General features: G+C 68.6%; 11 protein-coding genes and 1 tRNA gene. 3 read left to right on the top strand and 9 right to left on the bottom strand.

What is annotated here, in order from left to right:
• Positions 1–40 precede the first annotated feature (40 nt).
• From NV2_RS06615 to NV2_RS06590, 6 genes are all read right to left on the bottom strand, one after another.
• Positions 41–1,468 (bottom strand): aminotransferase class I/II-fold pyridoxal phosphate-dependent enzyme, encoded by a 1,428-nt coding sequence (locus tag NV2_RS06615; RefSeq protein WP_067870609.1) that lies wholly within the window; start codon positions 1,466–1,468, stop codon positions 41–43.
• A 27-nt stretch (positions 1,469–1,495) separates the two neighbouring features.
• A complete protein-coding gene (locus NV2_RS06610; protein ID WP_067870607.1) occupies positions 1,496–7,822 on the bottom strand; it encodes a type I polyketide synthase in 6,327 nt (2,108 codons plus the stop codon).
• A gap of 84 nt (positions 7,823–7,906) precedes the next feature.
• Positions 7,907–8,527, bottom strand: coding sequence for a GNAT family N-acetyltransferase (locus NV2_RS06605; protein ID WP_245662483.1), 621 nt, complete (start codon positions 8,525–8,527; stop codon positions 7,907–7,909).
• Positions 8,528–9,012: 485 nt separating this feature from the next.
• A tRNA-Ser gene (locus tag NV2_RS06600) sits at positions 9,013–9,103 on the bottom strand.
• Between the two features lie 46 nt (positions 9,104–9,149).
• The gene (locus NV2_RS06595) at positions 9,150–9,587 is read right to left on the bottom strand and encodes a nucleoside deaminase (RefSeq protein ID WP_067870703.1); all 438 of its coding nucleotides are present in this window, start codon (positions 9,585–9,587) and stop codon (positions 9,150–9,152) included.
• A gap of 44 nt (positions 9,588–9,631) precedes the next feature.
• Positions 9,632–10,168 carry a tRNA adenosine deaminase-associated protein gene (locus tag NV2_RS06590; protein ID WP_067870605.1) on the bottom strand — a complete coding sequence of 179 codons (537 nt, stop codon included), beginning with the start codon at positions 10,166–10,168 and terminating at the stop codon, positions 9,632–9,634.
• 58 nt (positions 10,169–10,226) lie between these two features.
• Between NV2_RS06590 and NV2_RS06585 the strand changes: the two genes are divergently transcribed.
• Positions 10,227–11,177, top strand: coding sequence for a prephenate dehydrogenase (locus tag NV2_RS06585; RefSeq protein ID WP_067870603.1), 951 nt, complete (start codon positions 10,227–10,229; stop codon positions 11,175–11,177).
• Between the two features lie 22 nt (positions 11,178–11,199).
• On the opposite strand, the gene NV2_RS06580 is transcribed toward NV2_RS06585, so the two are convergent.
• The 3 genes from NV2_RS06580 to NV2_RS06570 all read right to left on the bottom strand — a co-directional run bounded on the left by NV2_RS06580 (position 11,200) and on the right by NV2_RS06570 (position 15,722).
• Entirely contained in the window at positions 11,200–11,775 is a 576-nt protein-coding gene (locus NV2_RS06580; RefSeq protein ID WP_067870702.1) for a putative glycolipid-binding domain-containing protein, read from the bottom strand.
• 118 nt (positions 11,776–11,893) lie between these two features.
• Positions 11,894–13,927 (bottom strand): ABC transporter ATP-binding protein, encoded by a 2,034-nt coding sequence (locus NV2_RS06575; protein WP_084474049.1) that lies wholly within the window; start codon positions 13,925–13,927, stop codon positions 11,894–11,896.
• Positions 13,875–15,722, bottom strand: a complete 1,848-nt coding sequence (locus NV2_RS06570; RefSeq protein ID WP_307613128.1) for an ABC transporter ATP-binding protein — start codon at positions 15,720–15,722, stop codon at positions 13,875–13,877. Before NV2_RS06570 ends, NV2_RS06575 begins: the two co-directional genes overlap by 53 nt.
• Before the next feature lie 459 nt (positions 15,723–16,181).
• On the opposite strand from NV2_RS06570, the gene NV2_RS06560 reads away from it, so the two are divergent.
• Together NV2_RS06560 and NV2_RS06555 are read left to right on the top strand one after the other, a co-directional pair.
• Entirely contained in the window at positions 16,182–17,327 is a 1,146-nt protein-coding gene (locus NV2_RS06560) for a DNA cytosine methyltransferase (protein WP_174550558.1), read from the top strand.
• A gap of 67 nt (positions 17,328–17,394) precedes the next feature.
• A complete protein-coding gene (locus NV2_RS06555; RefSeq protein WP_067870597.1) occupies positions 17,395–17,808 on the top strand; it encodes a very short patch repair endonuclease in 414 nt (137 codons plus the stop codon).
• The last annotated feature ends 1 nt before the right edge of the window (position 17,809 follow it).

Below are 17,809 nucleotides of genomic sequence, written 5' to 3'. Positions count from 1 at the left end.
CGTACCCGCCTGCTGTTTCCCGGCCGCGCCGTCCGGACTCCTACCCGGTGACCGTGAGGTCGGGAATCCGACGAGCCGACTCGATCACCTCCGCCAGCTGGTCGGCGGTGAACTCGAGCTGGTCCGGGGTGTGTTCCGAGGTCAGGAAGAAGCGCAGGCGCTCCTGACCGGCGGGGACCGCGGGCGCGGAGATGGCACCGGCATAGATGCCCCGCTGCAGCAGGGTTGCCGCCACGTAGCCGGCACGCATTTCTCCGGCAACGATGACCGGGCAGATCGGCGTCGCCTGGGAGATGCCGAGGTCCAGGCCTCGCTCGGTGAGCAGGCGGTGGAAGTGCTCGGCGTTCGACCACAGCGCACGCAGCCGTTCGGGTTCGGCTTCGAGGATGTCCAGCGCGGCCCGGGCCGCGCCGATCGTGGCGGGTGCCGGTGCTCCGGTGAGCATCGCCACCCCGGGTGCACTCGCCTTCATCGCCGCGATCAGATCGGCATCCGCGGCGATGAACCCGCCGCAGCTGCCCAGGGCCTTCGACAGGGTGCCCATCCAGATGTCCACCGCATCGCCGGCCATCGCGTAATGCTCACGGATCCCGTGGCCCCGGTCGCCGAACACACCCAGCGAATGCGCTTCGTCGACCATGACGGCGCAGTCGAATTCTCGTGCCACCGCGGCCAGTTCATCGACGCGGCCGATGGTTCCGTCCATGCTGTAGTGACCCTCGATCACCACCAGCGCCCGATCGAAACTGCCCCGCGACATCCGCAGCACCGAGCGCAGCGAATCCGGATCGTTGTGCCGAAAATTGAGCCGGCGAGCACCCGACCATTGCACACCGGACACCACACTGCCGTGGATCAGCGCATCGCAGATCGCGACATCCTCACCGCCCAGCAGGAATCCGATCACCCCGGCGTTGGTCAGGTAGCCGCTGGTCGTCACCATCGCGTCACCCACGTCGTACAGCGCGGCGAGGCGGTGCTCGAGTTCGGCGTAGAGCGGGATCTCACCGGCGACGATCCGGCTGGCCGAGGCCGAGGCACCGTAGTCGTCGAGTGCGTCCTTGGCCGCCTGCACCACCTCGGGATGGTTGCCCAGGCCCAGATAGTTGTAGGCGCTGAAGTTCAGCAGTTCGCGGCCCTGCCATCGGATCACGGTGTCGTTCGGGCTCTCCCGCACCAGGAACATGGGATTCGCCATGCCCGCGCTCTCGTGCACGGCCTCGATCGCGGCGCGTTTGTGCACCATGGCCGCGACCTCGGGGTGATCGGCGAACTGACGACCGGGCCCGCGACGGGGACGTGCCGGTGTGCGTTCGGCACCGGTACTCACCGGTGCGGGACGACTCCCGGCCGGCCGGCCGGTCCCGGTTCCCGACGCGCCGGCCGCCGGACCGGTCACCCCCGGCTGCGGTCCGGTCGCCGTCCCGGCCAGGAGCTTGCGTGCCAGATCACGCGCCGAGTCACTCATTCTGTCCACCTTCCCGCATCGAGCCGCTCACGCCGTGGCTCCCTGCACGATCGCCTCGGCAACTCGCACACCCGCCTGTTCCAGGCTGAACGAGCGGCCCATCTTCATCGACATCAGCTCCACGCCCAGCGATTTGGTGACCAGGGCACCGAATTCCACTGCCATCAGCGAGTCCAGGCCGAGCTCGGGTACCGGGACCGTCAGGTCGATCGAGTCCGCGGAAACGCCCATCACCTGGGCCAACTGCTCGGCCAGCATGAATGCGACCACCTCGTTGCGCTTGCTCTCGTCGAGTTCGGCGAGCTGGGAGCGCAACCGTGCGGCCGCCGAATCATCCTGTGCGGCAGCGGTGATCAGCTCCACTGTGCGCCCCGTCTGGGCGAAGAACGGTGCGGTCGCATTCACCTTGGCCCAGTCCACCGGGATGATCGAGGCCTGGGTGACACCCAAACGCAGTGCCTGCTCCAGATATTCGGTCCCCTCGTCCATCGGCATCGAATCGAAGCCGGTGTTGCGCAGATAGCGCGCGATGTTCTCGTCGGAGGCCATACCGCCACCGGACATATGCCCCCAGCCGATGACCGTCGCGCGCCCACCCGCGCGTACCACCGAATCGCCGACGGCCTGCAGAGTGAGATTGGCCGCGGTATAGGCATACTGGCCCACACCGCCGAACATGGCGCTACCGGAGGAGTACAGCACGAACTGGTCGAGCCGTGCCCCGGCCGCGTCCAGCCCGGCGACCAGCGCCCGCACCCCGTCGGCCTTGGCCCGGAACACGGTGGCCAGGCTTGCGGCGTCCATGACGGTGATGCGCTTGTCGTCGATGGCACCCGCGGTGTGGAAGACACCACGCAGCGGATGCTCGTCCCGGTGTGCCCGGGCGATCACCTCGGTGATCGCCGCGGTGTCGGTGACATCGACCTTCTCGACGGTCACCTCGACACCCTGAGCCTCCCAGGCTGCCAGCTGCGCGAGGGCCGCCTCGGTAGTGGCGCCACCGCGTCCGAGCAGGGTCAGCCGGCGTGCGCCCTTACCGACCAACCAGCGGCCGGTGGCCAGGCCGAAGGCACCGAAACCACCCGTGATCAGGTACTGCGCGGCCGGATCGATCTCGACTTCGGGCAGTTGCGGGCGGACCAGCGGCTGTTCCTCGGTGAGATCCAGCGCGACACGACCGATCCGGGTCGAGCGCGCCACCTCCTCGAATGCCTGGCTCACCTCGGCGGTGCCGTACTTACGGAACGGCAGCGGCCGATAGGTCCCGTCGTCGAATCGCGCGTTGACGCGCCGGCCCAGCTCCATCACCTCGGTGTGGCGCTTGGCCAGCATCCGGTCCAGATCGAAGGAGAAATACGAGACGTTCTTGTCGAAGGCCGACAGATCCAACACGCTGCCGGTGTAGATATCGGCCTTGCCGATCTCCACGATGCGGCCGAATTCGGCGATGACCGTGAAGTTCTGGCGCAGCATCTCACCGGGCGCGGTGCTGATGATCACATCGACGCCACGGCCGCCGGTCAGCTCCAGCACCTCGTCGACGACGGTGAGCGAACGCGATCCGAGCGCATGGTCCGCGCCGTCGGCCAGCACCTGCGCCCGCCGCGCATCGGTACTCGCGGTGCCGATCACGGTGGCGCCGTGCAGCTTCGCGATCTGCACCGCGGCACTGCCCACACCACCGGCAGCGCCGTGCACCAGCACGATGTCGCCGGCGCGAAGCCGCGCCAGCTCCAGCAGTGAATACTCGGCGGTGGTGAAGGCCGTGACGCTCGTGCAGCGTCCCGCATCGGTATCCGGCTTCACCCGGGTCAGCGACGCGGTGGAGGTGGTGTGATACCGCGCGACCATCCCCTTGGAGGTCAGACTCACCGCATCGCCGACTTCGACCTCGGTGACACCGGGCCCGATCCGGACCACCTCGCCGCCGCCCTCCATCCCGGGCACCAGGCCGAAATGGGTGTGCGACAGTTCCCGCTCACCGAGGACACCGATCACCTTCAACGAGTCCTTGTAGTTGAGGCCGACCGCGCGCATCCGCACCTCGACCTCACCCGGACCGGGGGCGCGGCGATCACAGCGCCGCCAGCCCAGCCGCGCGAAACTGCGCGATGCGGGCAGTTCCAGCTCGAAGTTCGCCTCGGGGTCGGTGAGCGGCTCGGCCGTATCGAGCGCATCGAGCCGGTCCTGCAGCGAACGGGTGACGACCGTGGTCCAGCGCAGCCCGTTGCGCAGCACCGCCTCATCGCAGAGGTCGTACTGGAATGCGCCGGGTATCGCCAGCTCGGCCGCCAGCTCGGTGACCGCGGTGCCGGCGTCGATATCGACCAGGCGCCAGCGCAGCCGGGACTGCTCGTTGGTCAGCACCCGGCGGGCACCGGCGACGGCAGCCTGCCCGGGGTCCGGCGCCTGCTCGTCGGCGGGGTGGGCGAAGGCATGTGCGCTGACGATGGTCGCGTACAGCGAGCCGTCGCCGGTCAGTGGCACTTCGATCTCGTGGTCGCCGAGCCGTTCCTCGAGGTATCCGTCCACGGTGACCGCGATCCGGCGCAGCGTCCACAGCGCTGTCACATCACCGGCTCGAATATGTCCCGGCACCACGCAGATGTGCAGCCGCTGAACGCCGTCGGTGCCGAAGATGTCGCGCAGTTGCTGCGCCAGTTGCGGTTCCAGGGCTTCTTCGTCGGGATCGACGATCGTGACAGCGCAGCCGACACCACCGGCCGCGGCCTCTCGTACCCGCTCGACCCGGGAGTCGATATCCGCGCCGTAGCCGAGGATCAGCGTGAACAGCCCGTCGTTGCCGGGCAGTGCCGAGGTGTCGACCGGTTCGCGCAGCTCCCACCGATCCTCGTAGAACAGATCCGTCATCCGTTGCAGTGGTCCGCGCCCCGGTGTGAGCGAACCGAACTGCACACCCCTGATCTGCATGCATACCGTGTGCTCGGCGTCGACCAGATCGATATCGGCGACCGGGGATTCCCCTTCGGACAGCCGAGCCACCACGGTGACCTCGGCCGGGAGCGCTTCCAGGCGCCGGACGGTGCGTACTCCGACCGGAACCATCGCGCCTTCCTGAGTCCCGCCGCGCGCTGCCAGCAGGGCCGCCACACTCTGCAGTGCCGCGTCGACGATCGCCGGATGCGCGAGATAACGCTCCTCGCGGCCGATATCGCCGTCGACCTGCGCCACCACGACGCTCGGCGACAATCGGATCGCGGTGGCGCGCTGGAAGGCCGGGCCGTACTGCAGTCCGCGCCCGGCCAGGCCGGCGTAGAACTCGGCGGGATCGACCGTGGCCATGCCCTCGGGTCCTGGTACCTCGGCGGTGAGCGGCGCATAGGTGCCCTCGACGATGCGGCCGGTGGCATGTACGGTCCAGATCGTCCCGGCGGCGCCCCGGGAGCGAATGGTGAACCGCCGCGTCGAATCCTCCACGTGGAGTTCGACTACGGGCGCTTCGCCCTGCTCGACGATCAGCGGGGCGACGAACCGCACTCCTTCGAGCGCCACCTGATCGGATTCCGACCGCACCGCGGCGGCACTGAGCGCGGCATCGAGATAGCCGGCGCCCGGCAGAATCCGGGTGCCCCCGACAACGTGATCGGTCAGCCACGGCAGCGCGGCCTCCGACAGCTCGACACGCCAGGCGTTCGAATCGTCGGGATGCTGATCACCGAGCATCGGATGGGCACCGGGGGTGCCGTGGCGCAGCAGCCGGAATTCCGGGAGTTCATTGCGCAAACGAGTGCGCTGCCACGGATAGCGCGGGAGATCGATATGCGGGGTGGGCTCGAAGCCGGGCCCGAACAGCGCATCGATATCGAGTACGCCGGCGTCGTAGAGCCCGGCCAGGGTCTGGCGCAGGCTGTCGGCATCCTGCTGCTTGCGGTGCAGGGTGGCCACGGTGGTGCCGGTCTCACCCGCGCCGATCAGGATCTCGCGAATATTGGCGCCCAGCACGGGGTGCGGCCCGAGCTCGACGAACGCACGATGCCCGGCGCCGACCAGCGCCGTGATCGCGTCCGCGAACCGCACCGGCTGCCGCACATTCGCACACCAGTACTCGGCATCCCAGTCGGCCGCGGTGACCTGTGCACCGGTGACAGTGGAGTACAGCGGGATGCGCGGCGCGGCGACGGCCAGGCCGGCGAGCTCGGTGCGCAGCTCGTCGAGGATCGGATCCATCAGATGACTGTGATACGGCACTTCGACCTGCAGGCGACGCGCGAAAACACCGTCCGCGGTGAGTTTTTCGGCGATCTCGTCGAGCCGCTCGACTGCACCCGCGAGGGTCACGGCCGAGGGCGAGTTGATCGCCGCGACATCCACGGAGGTATCGGCGCCGATGAGTTCGCGGGCCTGGTCGGCTGGGAGACCGACGGCGAGCATGCCGCCGGTGCCGGCGGTGGTGGCCTGCAGCCGGGCCCGGTGGTAACTGACCAGCAGCGCGTCGCGCAGCGACAGCATGCCGGTGACGTATGCCGCCGACACCTCCCCCACACTGTGCCCGACCACCACGGCGGGTTCGACACCGTACTCTCGCAACACCGCATGCAGCGCCACCTGGACCAGGAAGTTCGCCGGTTGCGCGATCGCAGTGGAGGTGACCGCCGACTCCTCCTCCGGTCGCAGCAGTTCCTCCACGATGGACCAGCCGGCGATCTCCAGGAACACGGCGTCGATACGCTGCGCCTCGTCGGCGAATGTGCCCTCGGCGCTCAGCAATTCACGCGCCATACCCCACCATTGCGGCCCCATACCGGTGAACACGTAGACCGGTTCGGCGGTGCGCTTACCCACCACGCGACCGACGCGGCCGTCCCCGCCCGCGAGGTCGACCAGCCGCTGCACCAGTTCGGTGTCGTCACCGAAGGACACCGCGGCCCGGTGGTTGTGGTGCTGGCGGCGGCGCCAGGCCGCCTCGGCCACCCGGCCGGGATCGGCGCCGTCGGCGATCCGCTCGACCATGCCGCGCGCCAGTTCACGCACGGCGGCCTCGGAACGAGCCGACAGCGGCAGCACACCGAAGTGCTGCGGCGCCCGCTCGGTTCCGGTGCGGCCCGCATATTCCTGCAGGATCGCATGCGCGTTGGTGCCGCCGTAGCCGAAACCGTTGACGGCCACGGACATCCGCTCGACCTCGGAGCCGACCTGTTCGGCCTCGGTCTGCAGCCGGATCCCCAGCTCCTCGAACGGGATATCCGGGTTGGGGGTGTCCAGCCAGCCCTGCGGCGCGATGGTGCGGTGGGTGATGGCCAGCGCCGATTTGATGACACTCGCGATACCGGACGCGGCCTCGGTGTGGCCCAGAGTCGCCTTCACCGAGCCGACGCCCACCGCACCCGCGCGTCCCGTGGCGGCGCCGTAGGCCCGGCCGATGGCACGCAGCTCCAGCGGGTCGCCCACCGGCGTGCCGGTGCCGTGCGCTTCGACATAGGTGACCTCGTGCGCCGGGACCCCGGAACGAGCGACCACCGACTTCGCCAGCGCTTCCTGCGAGTCGGCGTTGGGCACGGTGATGGCGGTGGTCCGGCCGTCCTGATTCGATCCGGTGGCCTTGACCACCGCATAGATGCGGTCGCCGTCACGTTCGGCATCGGCGAGCTTCTTCAGCACCACGATGCCGGCGCCCTCACCGCGGCCGTAACCGTCGGCGGCGGCGTCGAACGGCTTACTGCGCCCGTCGGCGGCCAGGAAGCCGCCCTTGCACATGGACACGAACGGCTCCGGCTGCGCCATCACGGTCACACCGCCGGCGAGGGCGAATTCGCAGTCCCCGTTCGCGATGGCCTGGCAGGCCAGATGCAGTGCGACCAGCGACGAGGAACAGGCGGTGTCGACCGTGATCGCCGGGCCGGTCAGGTTGAGCGCATAGGCGATCCGGTTGGACAGCATCGTGTAGGAGGCCCCGGCCGCGGTATGCATATCGACATGCGGCAGCGCCGGACCACCGACGGACACCGCCAGCTGATCGAGAGTGAACGCACCCACGTATACGCCGAGCGAAGACCCGGCGCTGCGACCCGCGACGCCGGCATCGTCGAGTGCCTCCCACACCACTTCCAGTACCAGCCGCTGCTGCGGATCCATGGCGGCTGCCTCGCGCGGCGAAATGCCGAAGAAATCCGGATCGAATTCCCACGGATCGCCGGTCATGAAGGCCGCCCGCTTGGTATACATCCGCCCCGGCGTGCGGCGGTCGGCGTCATAGTAGCGCCGCCAGTCCCAGCGGTCGGACGGGATCTCGGTCACCCCGTCGCGCTTGTTGATCACGAAGTCCCAGAAGGACTCCGGTGAATCGATACCGCCGGCATACCGGCAACCGATTCCTACGATGGCAATATCCGACACAGCGACTCCTAGGCCGACTCGAATTGTCTTTCCCCCGAAAGTTGCGAGTGCGCGGCCGGTCTCACCGTCACGGCCGCGCACCGATCACAGCGGGCGTGGTCGCCGGATCATGATGTTCAGCTCCGGGCCCGTCTTGCCCAGCCGGATTCCTCCGGTACGTTCGTTGCCCAATGCTTCGTAGTACCCGACGTTCTCGTCCTTGCAGATACCGCAGAGCAGAACGCCCTCGCGGTCGGCTCGCTCGGTGAACGACGCGTACAGGGCTCGACCTACCCCGCTGCGTTGCAAGGCCGGATCGGTACCCAGGTAGACGTGGAACAGATGTGGTTCGGCCGGTGCGGCGCGATCCATGGTCGTGTCCACTTCGATACCACGGCGCACCGCCGACCCCATCCCGGCCAGAAACAGCGGGCCCGCGAGGAATTCGCGGATTCCCCCGGGCCGGTAGCCGTTCGGATACCAGAGCAGCGCCCCGACGATGCGCCCGTCCAGTTCCGCCACCTCTGCACCCCCGGCCGGGAGGAAGCGGTGGGTGATCATCGCCCGCAACATGCGCGGTGCCCGTCGGTGCCGTACCGATTCGTCCGGGAAGACGTACTCCTCGATGGGATCGTCATGGGCGAACGCATCGGCCAGCACTCGCACCATTGCGGTGATATCGTCGCGCGTCGCGGTCCGCACGACCGGCTTCTCCGGTTCACTCAAAGCTGTTGTCCCTCACATGCTCTACCCACTGCTGACCACGGCCTCCGGGATATCCGGCGGACGGACCAGCCGCCGTGCTACCGAAGCGGATCGAACTTACTACCCGTCGGTAATATGCAGTAGACCACGGGAGTACGACACCCCGCGACCGGGAACGCTCGACCCGGTTATCGGCAATCGATCAGCACACAGTCGCAAGTTTTTTACGAACCCCGCCGACACCACTCCAGATCGAGGCGTTCACCAGCATCGGAAAGAGGACTGCGGAATCGGTGCGCGACGCCTGTTCGCGCCGCGACGAGGCCACACAGGAACATATGCCGACACTGAGGCAACATCGGGCAATTGTGATCATTCCCAACAGGGGGAGCCTCGACGGACCGGGCTTGCGCCGGAGCACCACCTTCCCGGCACGCCCGCACACCACCCAGCCGGACGACTGAACACAAAAAAGCGTCCCACCTGCAAGTTCAGGTGGGACGCTCTGGCGGTGGCGGAGGGATTTGAACCCTCGGAGGGGGGTTACCCCTCACACGCTTTCGAGGCGTGCTCCTTAGGCCGCTCGGACACGCCACCGTTGGTGACTTTACCGGACACCGCCAAGGAATCCGAAATCGGGTGGTCAGATGCGGTGAGAGCGGAAAAAGGCGTCCAGCACCGCGGCGCACTCCGGTTCCAGCACCCCGCCGCGGACCTCGGGCCGGTGGTTCAGGCGCCGATCACGCACCACGTCCCAGAGCGAACCGACCGCGCCGGTCTTGGGTTCCCAGGCACCGAAGACCAGGCGGCGAACCCGCGACAACACCAGCGCGCCGGCGCACATGGTGCACGGTTCGAGCGTCACCGCCAGGGTGGCCCCCTCGAGCCGCCAGCCGTCGCCCAGCACCCGCGCCGCGGCACGCAGCGCCAGCACCTCGGCGTGTGCGGTCGGGTCGCCCAGGGCTTCGCGCGCATTGCTCGCCCGCGCGATTTCGCGCCCCGACGCATCGAAGACCACCGCGCCGACCGGCACATCGCGTGGATCGGCCGCGGCGGCGGCGGCGAGCGCGGCACGGATCATCGCCTCGTCCCCGAGGGGGGCCGGCGAGTCCGCGGACGCCGAACTCAATGGTGCAGCTTGTCCAGGACCGCCGAGAATTCGTCGGCGAAACCCAGCCGCTGCGCGATCATTCCCAGCTGTTCGTCCGGGTACAGGTCGGTTTCGGCGAGGATGACACCCAAGACCGGCTCGGGCAGGCCCAGATCGGCCAGCACGGCCAGATCGCCTTCCTCCCACGGATCGATGTCGTCGAGTTCGTCCGGGTCGATATCGGGGACCTCGACATTGAGCGCGTCGAGGACCTCGACGGCGATGTCGTAGTCGATAGCGGCCGTCGCGTCCGAGATCAGTACCCGGCTACCGGCCGGCCCCGGACGCAGAACGATGAAGAATTCGTCGTCGACGTCGAGCAGCCCGAAAACCGCGCCGGTGCTACGCAGTGCGCGCAACTCGTTCTCGGCCGCGGACAGACTGCTCACTGCCGCGGGACTGAGCGGACTGCATCGCCACGTGGTCTCTTCGCGGACGACCGCCACTGCGAACCCTTCCACGTCGTCGTAATCGTCCGACGCGGCCCTGTTCGTGCTCGAGCGCTGTGCCATGGCCGCAACGGTAGTCGGATTCGGGGGAAATGTTGAAGTCGTATGCGAATCTGAGTCGATGACAGGCGATCGGAATTCCGCGGTATGCGTTCTGGGTACGGGTTTGATCGGCGGCTCGGTGCTGCGGGCCGCGGTAGCGACCGGCTACCGCGCCTGGGCGTACAACCGGTCCGACGTCGGTGCACGCGCCGCACGCGCCGACGGATTCGACGTCGGAACCGATATCGCCGCGGTGCTGACCAGGGCCGCCGAACACGATGCGCTGATCGTGCTGAGCGTGCCGATGCCCGCCATCGACACCGTCCTCTCCGATGTGCGGACCTTCGCGCCCGACTGTGCCCTCACCGACGTGGTGAGCGTGAAAAAGCCCGTGCACGAGGCCGTGCACCGGCAGGAATTGGGCGCGCACTACGTGGGCGGGCATCCGATGGCCGGTACCGCCGAATCCGGTTGGAACGCATCGTCGGCCGATCTGTTCCGCGGGGCGGCGTGGGCGGTCGGCGTCGACCCGGGCACTCGTGCCGAACCCTGGACCAGAGTGGCGCGGCTGGCGCTGGACTGCGGCGCCGTGGTGGTGCCGGTGCTCGCCGCCGAACACGATCGCGCGGTGGCCCGTATCTCACATCTGCCGCACGTACTGGCCGAGACACTGGCGGTGGCCGGTGCCGCGGGCGGAGATCTGGCACTGGGGCTGGCGGCGGGCTCGTTCCGCGACGGGACCCGGGTGGCGGCCACCGCACCGGATCTGGTGCGGGCGATCTGCGAACCCAATGCCGCCGCCTTGACCGAGGCCCTCGACGACGCGCTGCGCCTGCTGGAATCGGCCCGCGACAGTCTGCGCAGCGATGGCACCCTCGGCGAACTGATCGACGCCGGCTACAGCGAGCGCGACCGGTACGACACCCTGCGCCGCTGGGATATCACCGATATCCGCCCGGGGGACGAGAACTGGCTGGAACGTTTGGCTGCGGCCGGGCAGCGCGGCGGCGTGCTGCGCACGCTGGATTGAACGGGCCGATCCACACGGCCGGTCAGATCCGCTCGGACAACCCCGGATAGTCGAGGACGAAACCGTCGTCGTCGACCGTCACTGTGGCGCTGGCGACCGGCGAGAGCACATGGATTCCGTCGGCGCCGCTGCTGTAGGTGAGGATCGCCTCCTGCACGACCAGCTCCGGGACCCGCACGTAGACGACGGGCACCTGCAGGTCCTCGGTGGCATGGGCGAGACCGAACCGCCGGATCGGCAACGTGTTGAAGAACGGGCTCAGCGCCACATCCACATCCAGCGCGCCGCCGAACATCGACCGCACATGGGTGTCACCGGCGTCGACGAGCCAGTAGTTCTCCTCGTCGCGGGCGATGGAGGCATGCCGTTCGCCGGCCGTGACGGTACTGCGCAGCGACAACCGCTTGGTGCGGCCCACCTCGTCGGTGACCAGGTCGTAGGACGCCGAGAACGCGGGATGGTCGGCGGACTCGCCGGCGACGATGCGCCCGGAGGCACGGATCCGATTACCCGACAGACCGACCCGGACCGATTCCAGCCTGGTCGCGTCGTGTGCACGGAAGGTGAGCACCGTCGGCCAGCGGGACGGCGTGTGCACACCGCCGGCGCTCGCCTGGGCGGTACGAAAATTGCCCCGGTCCGGCTCACTCACCCCTCTACCGTAAGCGACGATCGGGAGTGCGGCGCCAGTGCGGCACGCGAGATGTTCGCCCGGGCTACACCAGCGATTCACGCCAGGCGGCATGCAACGCCGCGAACCGGCCGGTCGATTCGAGCAGTTCGGCCGGTGAGCCGTCCTCGACGATCCGTCCCTCGTCCAGCACCAGGACCCGATCGGCGATCGCGACCGTCGACAATCGATGGGCGATGATCACCGCGGTACGGTCCCGCAACACCGTCTCCAGCGCGTGCTGCACCTGCCGCTCGCCGGGGATATCCAGACTCGAGGTGGCCTCGTCGAGCACCAGTACGGCCGGATCGGCCAGGAATACCCGGGCGAACGCGACGAGCTGACGCTGCCCGGCCGACAGCCGGCCCCCGCGCTTACGTACGTCGGTGGCGAAACCGTCCGGCAACGACATCACGAAGTCGTGCAGCCCCACCGCACGAGCCGCGTCGCGCACCTGCGCGTCGGTGGCGTCGGGCCGGCCGAGGCGAATGTTGTCGGCCACCGAGCCGGAGAACAGGTACGACTCCTGGGTCACCATCGCCACGGCCCGGCGCAGATCGGCGTCGGCGACCGCGCGCAGGTCGACACCGTCCAGCGTCACCGTGCCCGCTGTCGGGTCGTAGAACCGCGCGACGAGTTTGGCGAGGGTCGATTTACCCGCACCGGTCGCGCCCACCAGCGCCACGGTCTGCCCCGGCGGGAGGCGCAACGAGAAATGCGGCAGCACGATGCGGGGTGCGGCGGTGGATTCGCGCGCCGGGTAGGCGAATTCCACCTCCGTCAAGCACATCTCACCGCGCACCCCCGCCAGCGGCTGCGGGTGTTCGGGTTCGGGCACACTCGGACGTTCCTCCAGCACACCGGAAATCCGCTCCAGCGCGGCCGCCGCCGACTGATAGGAGTTGAACACCTGCGCCAATTCGTCGATGGGCCCGTAGAACTGCCGCAGGTACAGCAGGAAGGCCGCGAGCACGCCGATATCGGTGTGGCCGTGGATCACCCGCCACGCACCGAACACGACGATGAGCACCATCGTGACGCCGCTGATCAGCCGGACCAGGCCGACATAGGCGGCCATTCCGTGCAGCGCGCTGATATTCGCCGCGCGATATTCGGCGTCGGAATCCGCGAGCAGGGTCTCGTTGCGCGACTCGCGCCGGAAGGCCTGCACCGCACGCATTCCGCCCATCGTCTCGACGAAATGGACGACAACTCGCGCGATCGCGCCGCGGGTACGCCGATACCCGGCACGTTGCCGCCGCTGGGCCCATCTGGTCACGAAGATCAGCGGGACGAATCCGGCCAGCACCACGGCGGCCATCGGAATGTCGAGCCACAGCAGGATCACCGCGATCGTGACCACCGACAGCACCGCACTCAGCGCGTCGTTGAGCGCGCGGTCGAGCAGGTCTTCCAGCGATTCCAGATCACTGGTCAGCCGGGCGACGATCTTGCCGGAGGTGTAGTTCTCGTGGAAATCCACCGACAGCCGCTGCGCCTGGGTGAACACCCGCATTCGCAGGTCGAACAGCACCCGCTGACTCAGCCGGCCGGCGATCCGCAGGAACAGGAAGGTCGTTGCCGCGCCCACTGCGGTGCACAGCAGAATGCCGCCGACGGCCAGCAGCAGCGGAAGCCAATCTCCGGTGGTCGCGCGCCGCACGCCCGTGTCCACCCCGTACGCCACGAACAGTGGCATACCGACCATGGCCGCGTTGTCGATCACGATCAGCACCAGTGCGGCCGCGGCCCACATCCGGTGCGGCCGCACCAACGACCACAACAGCCGCCGCGACCGTCCGGCCAAGGCCAGATTCACCGTCTCGGACTGCTCGGACTCCTCGGCAGCGACACCACGCCAATCGGCGTCCGAGAGCTCGCTTGCGGCCCTCGCACTGCGCTCCGGCGAAACGGCGCTCTCGGGGCCGGCCACAGTGGCTGCGTTCTCGGTGCCGAGGACCACGGCTGCGCTCTCGGTGCGCACCGCCGTGGCCGGGCTCTCGGCACCGCCGGCGGCAGCCTGGCGCTCAGTGCTCGTAGGCGAGACCTCGGTCCCGTTCTCGGTCGGGCCCGTCGACATCGAGTTCACCTCCCATCAAGTCCCGGTAGCGCGAACAGGTTTCGAGTAGTCGATCGTGCGGGCCGATGGCGAGGATCCGCCCCTCGTCGAGTACCGCGACGCGGTCCGCCCACGCGGCCGTGGACGGTCGATGTGCCACCAGCAGCACCGTGGCGCCGCCCAGTGCCGCGCGTAGGTGCGCCTGAACCTGCTCCTCGGTGCTCACGTCGAGCGCCGAGAGCGGGTCGTCGAGCACGACGATGTGGCCGCCCGCGCGGGTGCTGCGATCCAGTACCGCCCGCGCCAGGGCCAGCCGCTGCCGCTGCCCGCCCGACAGGCTCAGCCCTTGCTCACCGATCCGGGTGCGCAGGCCCCAAGGCAGCTCCGCGACGAATTCCGCCGCGCGGGCCACCTCCAGCGCGTGCCGGACCTGGGCGTCGGTGGCATCCGGGCAGCCGAGGGTGATGTTCTCGCGGACACTGGCCGAGAACAGCACCGGATCCTCGAAAGCCACCGAGACCCGCGACCGCAGGTCCGCCAACCGCATCGACCGCACATCCAGCCCATCGATGCACACCGCGCCCCCGCTCACGTCGAACAGTCGCGGTACCAGTCCCAGTAATGCCGACTTACCGCTGCCGGTCGCTCCCACCAGCGCGACGGTCTCCCCCGGGGCGATCCGCAGCGAAATATCGTGCAGCAGGTCGTGTTCGGCATCAGGAAAGCGGAAACGCACGTGTTCGAAACACAATTCGCCACGCAACGGGTCGGGCGGCGCCAGCGGCCGCACCGGATCGGCGATCTCGACCGGAGTGTCGATCACCTCCCAGAAGCGTTGCGCCGCGGTCCGGGCGTGATTGGTTTCGGCCAGCAGGAAGCCGACCCCGATGATCGGCCACTGCAGAATGGTGGTGAGGGTGATTCCGGCGACCAGCGCACCGATCGTCATCGTCTGCTGCGCCACCAGGTAGCCGCCCATGGCCAGTGCCGCGGCGATGCCGATCGCCGACAACGTATTCAGCGCCGTCCACAAGCGCGCGACCAGACGGACCTTGTACAGCTCCAGGTCTTGCAGGCCGAGCGCCTGCTGCCGGAAGCGGTGGCCGAACCATGGACCCCGCCCGAACGCCTTGAGCACCCGAATACCCTGTGCGGACTCCTCGACCGTGGTGGCCAGGTGGCCGGACTGATCCTGCGCCGTGCGCGACGCACGCGCATAGCCGCGCTGGAACTGCCGCGCGACCAGCACGAGCGGGACGGCGATCACCAGTTCGATCAGGCCGACCTGCCAACTGAGGGCGAACAGCACCAACACCCCGACGCCCAGCGTGGCGCCCAGACCGAGAATCGATGGCGCGACGAAAGCGAAAAAGCGCCGCAACGTGGACATATCAGTAATGGCGCGTGAGGTGAGCTGGCCGGATTCCATCCCGTCGTGCACGCCGACGGGCAGTACCTGCAGGCGCCCGAACAGTTCCGCGCGCAACGACACCTCGAGTTCACTCGCGGGCGCGGCCACCACCCGCCGCCGCCACCAGGACGCGAAGACGTTCAACGCCGAAACCAGCACGATGAGAACGGTCGGCACCCAGATGCCGCCGAAGTCGCGGTGTGCGATGGGCCCGTCGACGATCTTTCCCGTGATCAACGGCAGCGCGATATCGCACAACATGCCCACCCCGGACAATGCCGCACTGATGAACAGCGCCGCCCGATACGGCCGCATCCGCGACCACAACCGCCGCAACGAACCCGCGCCCGTGACCCGGGTGCCCGAGGTCCGGGCGACCGCATCTCCTGCCGTGGCAACCGGCACAGCAGACCCCCTTCGCCAGTCGTTCGAGCCGCACAGTCGGCTACCGCGCGAACCCCCGTACCGCAGCGCCAGAGGTCTACAGACTGCCAGCGGGCCCCCGATCCGCCAACCGATTTTTCACCGCCGCCGTGCCCACCCGCTGCGAATGTGTCCCGCGGCCGGTGCAGTACCGGATCGGCTCCGCATCGGTATCCGCCGAAGAATCCCGGGCGTTCGAACGGAACCGCACGCCGCGAGCCGGTGCGATCGTGGTCTCGAACCGGCCCGGACCAACCTGCAGCCGAGGACCGAACACCGAGAGGACGATATGGCCGAACCATCCATCTCTCGCACAGTCTCGGGTTGATTTCCGGCTGGTTCCAGGTGCTCGAGTAACGTTCTCCCTCGGGCCCCGCGCATCCGCGCCGGTGCGCGATACGAATTCGGGCGAAAGGACCACCGGCAGTGACCAACACTCGGATGGTCGGACTGTTTGCCGGGATCGGGGGGCTGGAGCTGGGGCTGAGCGCTCATGGCTGGCGCACCGAACTGGTCTGCGAGATCGATCCCGGCGCCCGGGCGGTGCTCTCCGCTCGTTTTCCCGATATCGAATCGCATTCCGACGTCACCCGCTTGCGGGCTCTGCCTTCCGGAACCGAACTCGTCGCCGCGGGCTTCCCCTGCCAGGACCTGTCGCAGGCCGGACGCACCGCAGGGATCACCGGGGACCGCTCGGGCCTGGTCGACGAGGTATTCCGACTCGTGCGCCGTAAGCGTGGACCCCGCTGGCTGCTGATCGAGAATGTGCCGTTCATGCTGCAGCTGGGCCGCGGGCAAGCGATGGGGCATATCACCGCGGCACTGGAAGCACTCGGCTACACGTGGGCTTATCGGGTGGTCGACGCGCGGGCATTCGGCCTGCCGCAGCGGCGGCAGCGGGTGTTGATGCTGGCCTCACGATCGGAGGATCCCCGGCCGGTGCTGTTCGGGACCGATGCCGGTCCACGCACCATCGGCGATGCCGGCATCGACCCCTGCGGCTTCTACTGGACCGAGGGGGTGCGCGGGCTGGGCTGGGCGGTCAACGCGGTACCGACGTTGAAAGGCGGGTCTGGACTCGGGATCGCCAGCCCGCCGGCGGTGCGATTGCCGTCCGGCGAAATCGTGACCCCCGGGATCACCGATGCCGAGCGACTACAGGGCTTCTCCCCGGAATGGACGGCACCGGCACTCGAGGCCACCGGAGTACGACCCGGTCACCGCTGGAAGCTGGTCGGCAATGCCGTGAGCGTCCGGATGGCGTCCTGGATCGGTTCCCGTCTGACCATGCCCACCGACGAGCTGGGTATCGAATCCACCCCGCTGACCGCGCACCGCTGGCCCACCGCGGCCTGGGGCCACAACGGCAAGTCCTTCCGGGTGCCGTTGTCGACCTGGCCGGTACACGAGCCGTACGAGGATCTGCGCTGGTTCCTCGACGACTCGCGCCTGCTGTCGGCCCGTGCCACCGCCGGCTTCCTGCGCCGCGCGGCCCGCGGAACCCTCCGCTTCCCCCCGGGATTCATCACCGATGTGGAGAACCACCTGGCCCGCATGGGAGGATGCCCGCCCCAGGAGGCCGCATGAGTCACAATGCGGAGCTATTCATGGGGCCGGGAACACCCGTTCCGGCTCGGACGCTGTAGGGGGTGTGATGAGTTCGCGTCCGGTGACCGATGCGGCGACCAGTGCGCGCATGTCACGGCAGCGACGGGCCGGCACCAAGCCGGAGACCGCGTTGCGCGCCGAACTGCATCGGCGCGGCATGCGGTATTTCGTCGATCGCGCACCGCTGCGCGGCCAGCGTCGTCGCGCCGATCTGGTGTTTCCGCGCCGCAAGGTCGCCGTCTATGTGGACGGCTGCTTCTGGCACTGCTGTCCCGACCATGCCACGTATCCGAAGAACAATGCCGAATGGTGGGCGGAGAAGCTGGCCGGCAACGTGACCCGCGACCGCGATACCGATCTCCGGCTGCGCGCCGCGGGCTGGCTGGTGGTGCGGGTGTGGGAGCACGAGGATCCGGTCGTTGCGGCGGATCGGGTGCAGCAGGCGGTGGCGGCCCGATGAG

The sequence above is a fragment of the Nocardia vermiculata NBRC 100427 genome, assembly GCF_001613265.1.
In the GTDB taxonomy this organism is placed as follows: domain Bacteria; phylum Actinomycetota; class Actinomycetes; order Mycobacteriales; family Mycobacteriaceae; genus Nocardia; species Nocardia vermiculata.
Note: the sequence above shows the minus strand (reverse complement) of the source record. Positions and strands in the feature narration are given on the sequence as shown.

Coding starts and splice junctions, on each gene's coding strand:
- NV2_RS06615 (WP_067870609.1), bottom strand. CDS start 1,468: ATGAGTGACTCGGCGCGTGATCTGGCACGCAAGCTCCTGGCCGGGACG.
- NV2_RS06595 (WP_067870703.1), bottom strand. CDS start 9,587: ATGATCCGTGCCGCGCTCGCCGCCGCCGCCGCGGCCGATCCACGCGAT.
- NV2_RS06590 (WP_067870605.1), bottom strand. CDS start 10,168: ATGGCACAGCGCTCGAGCACGAACAGGGCCGCGTCGGACGATTACGAC.
- NV2_RS06585 (WP_067870603.1), top strand. CDS start 10,227: ATGACAGGCGATCGGAATTCCGCGGTATGCGTTCTGGGTACGGGTTTG.
- NV2_RS06575 (WP_084474049.1), bottom strand. CDS start 13,927: ATGTCGACGGGCCCGACCGAGAACGGGACCGAGGTCTCGCCTACGAGC.
- NV2_RS06560 (WP_174550558.1), top strand. CDS start 16,182: ATGGTCGGACTGTTTGCCGGGATCGGGGGGCTGGAGCTGGGGCTGAGC.
- NV2_RS06555 (WP_067870597.1), top strand. CDS start 17,395: ATGAGTTCGCGTCCGGTGACCGATGCGGCGACCAGTGCGCGCATGTCA.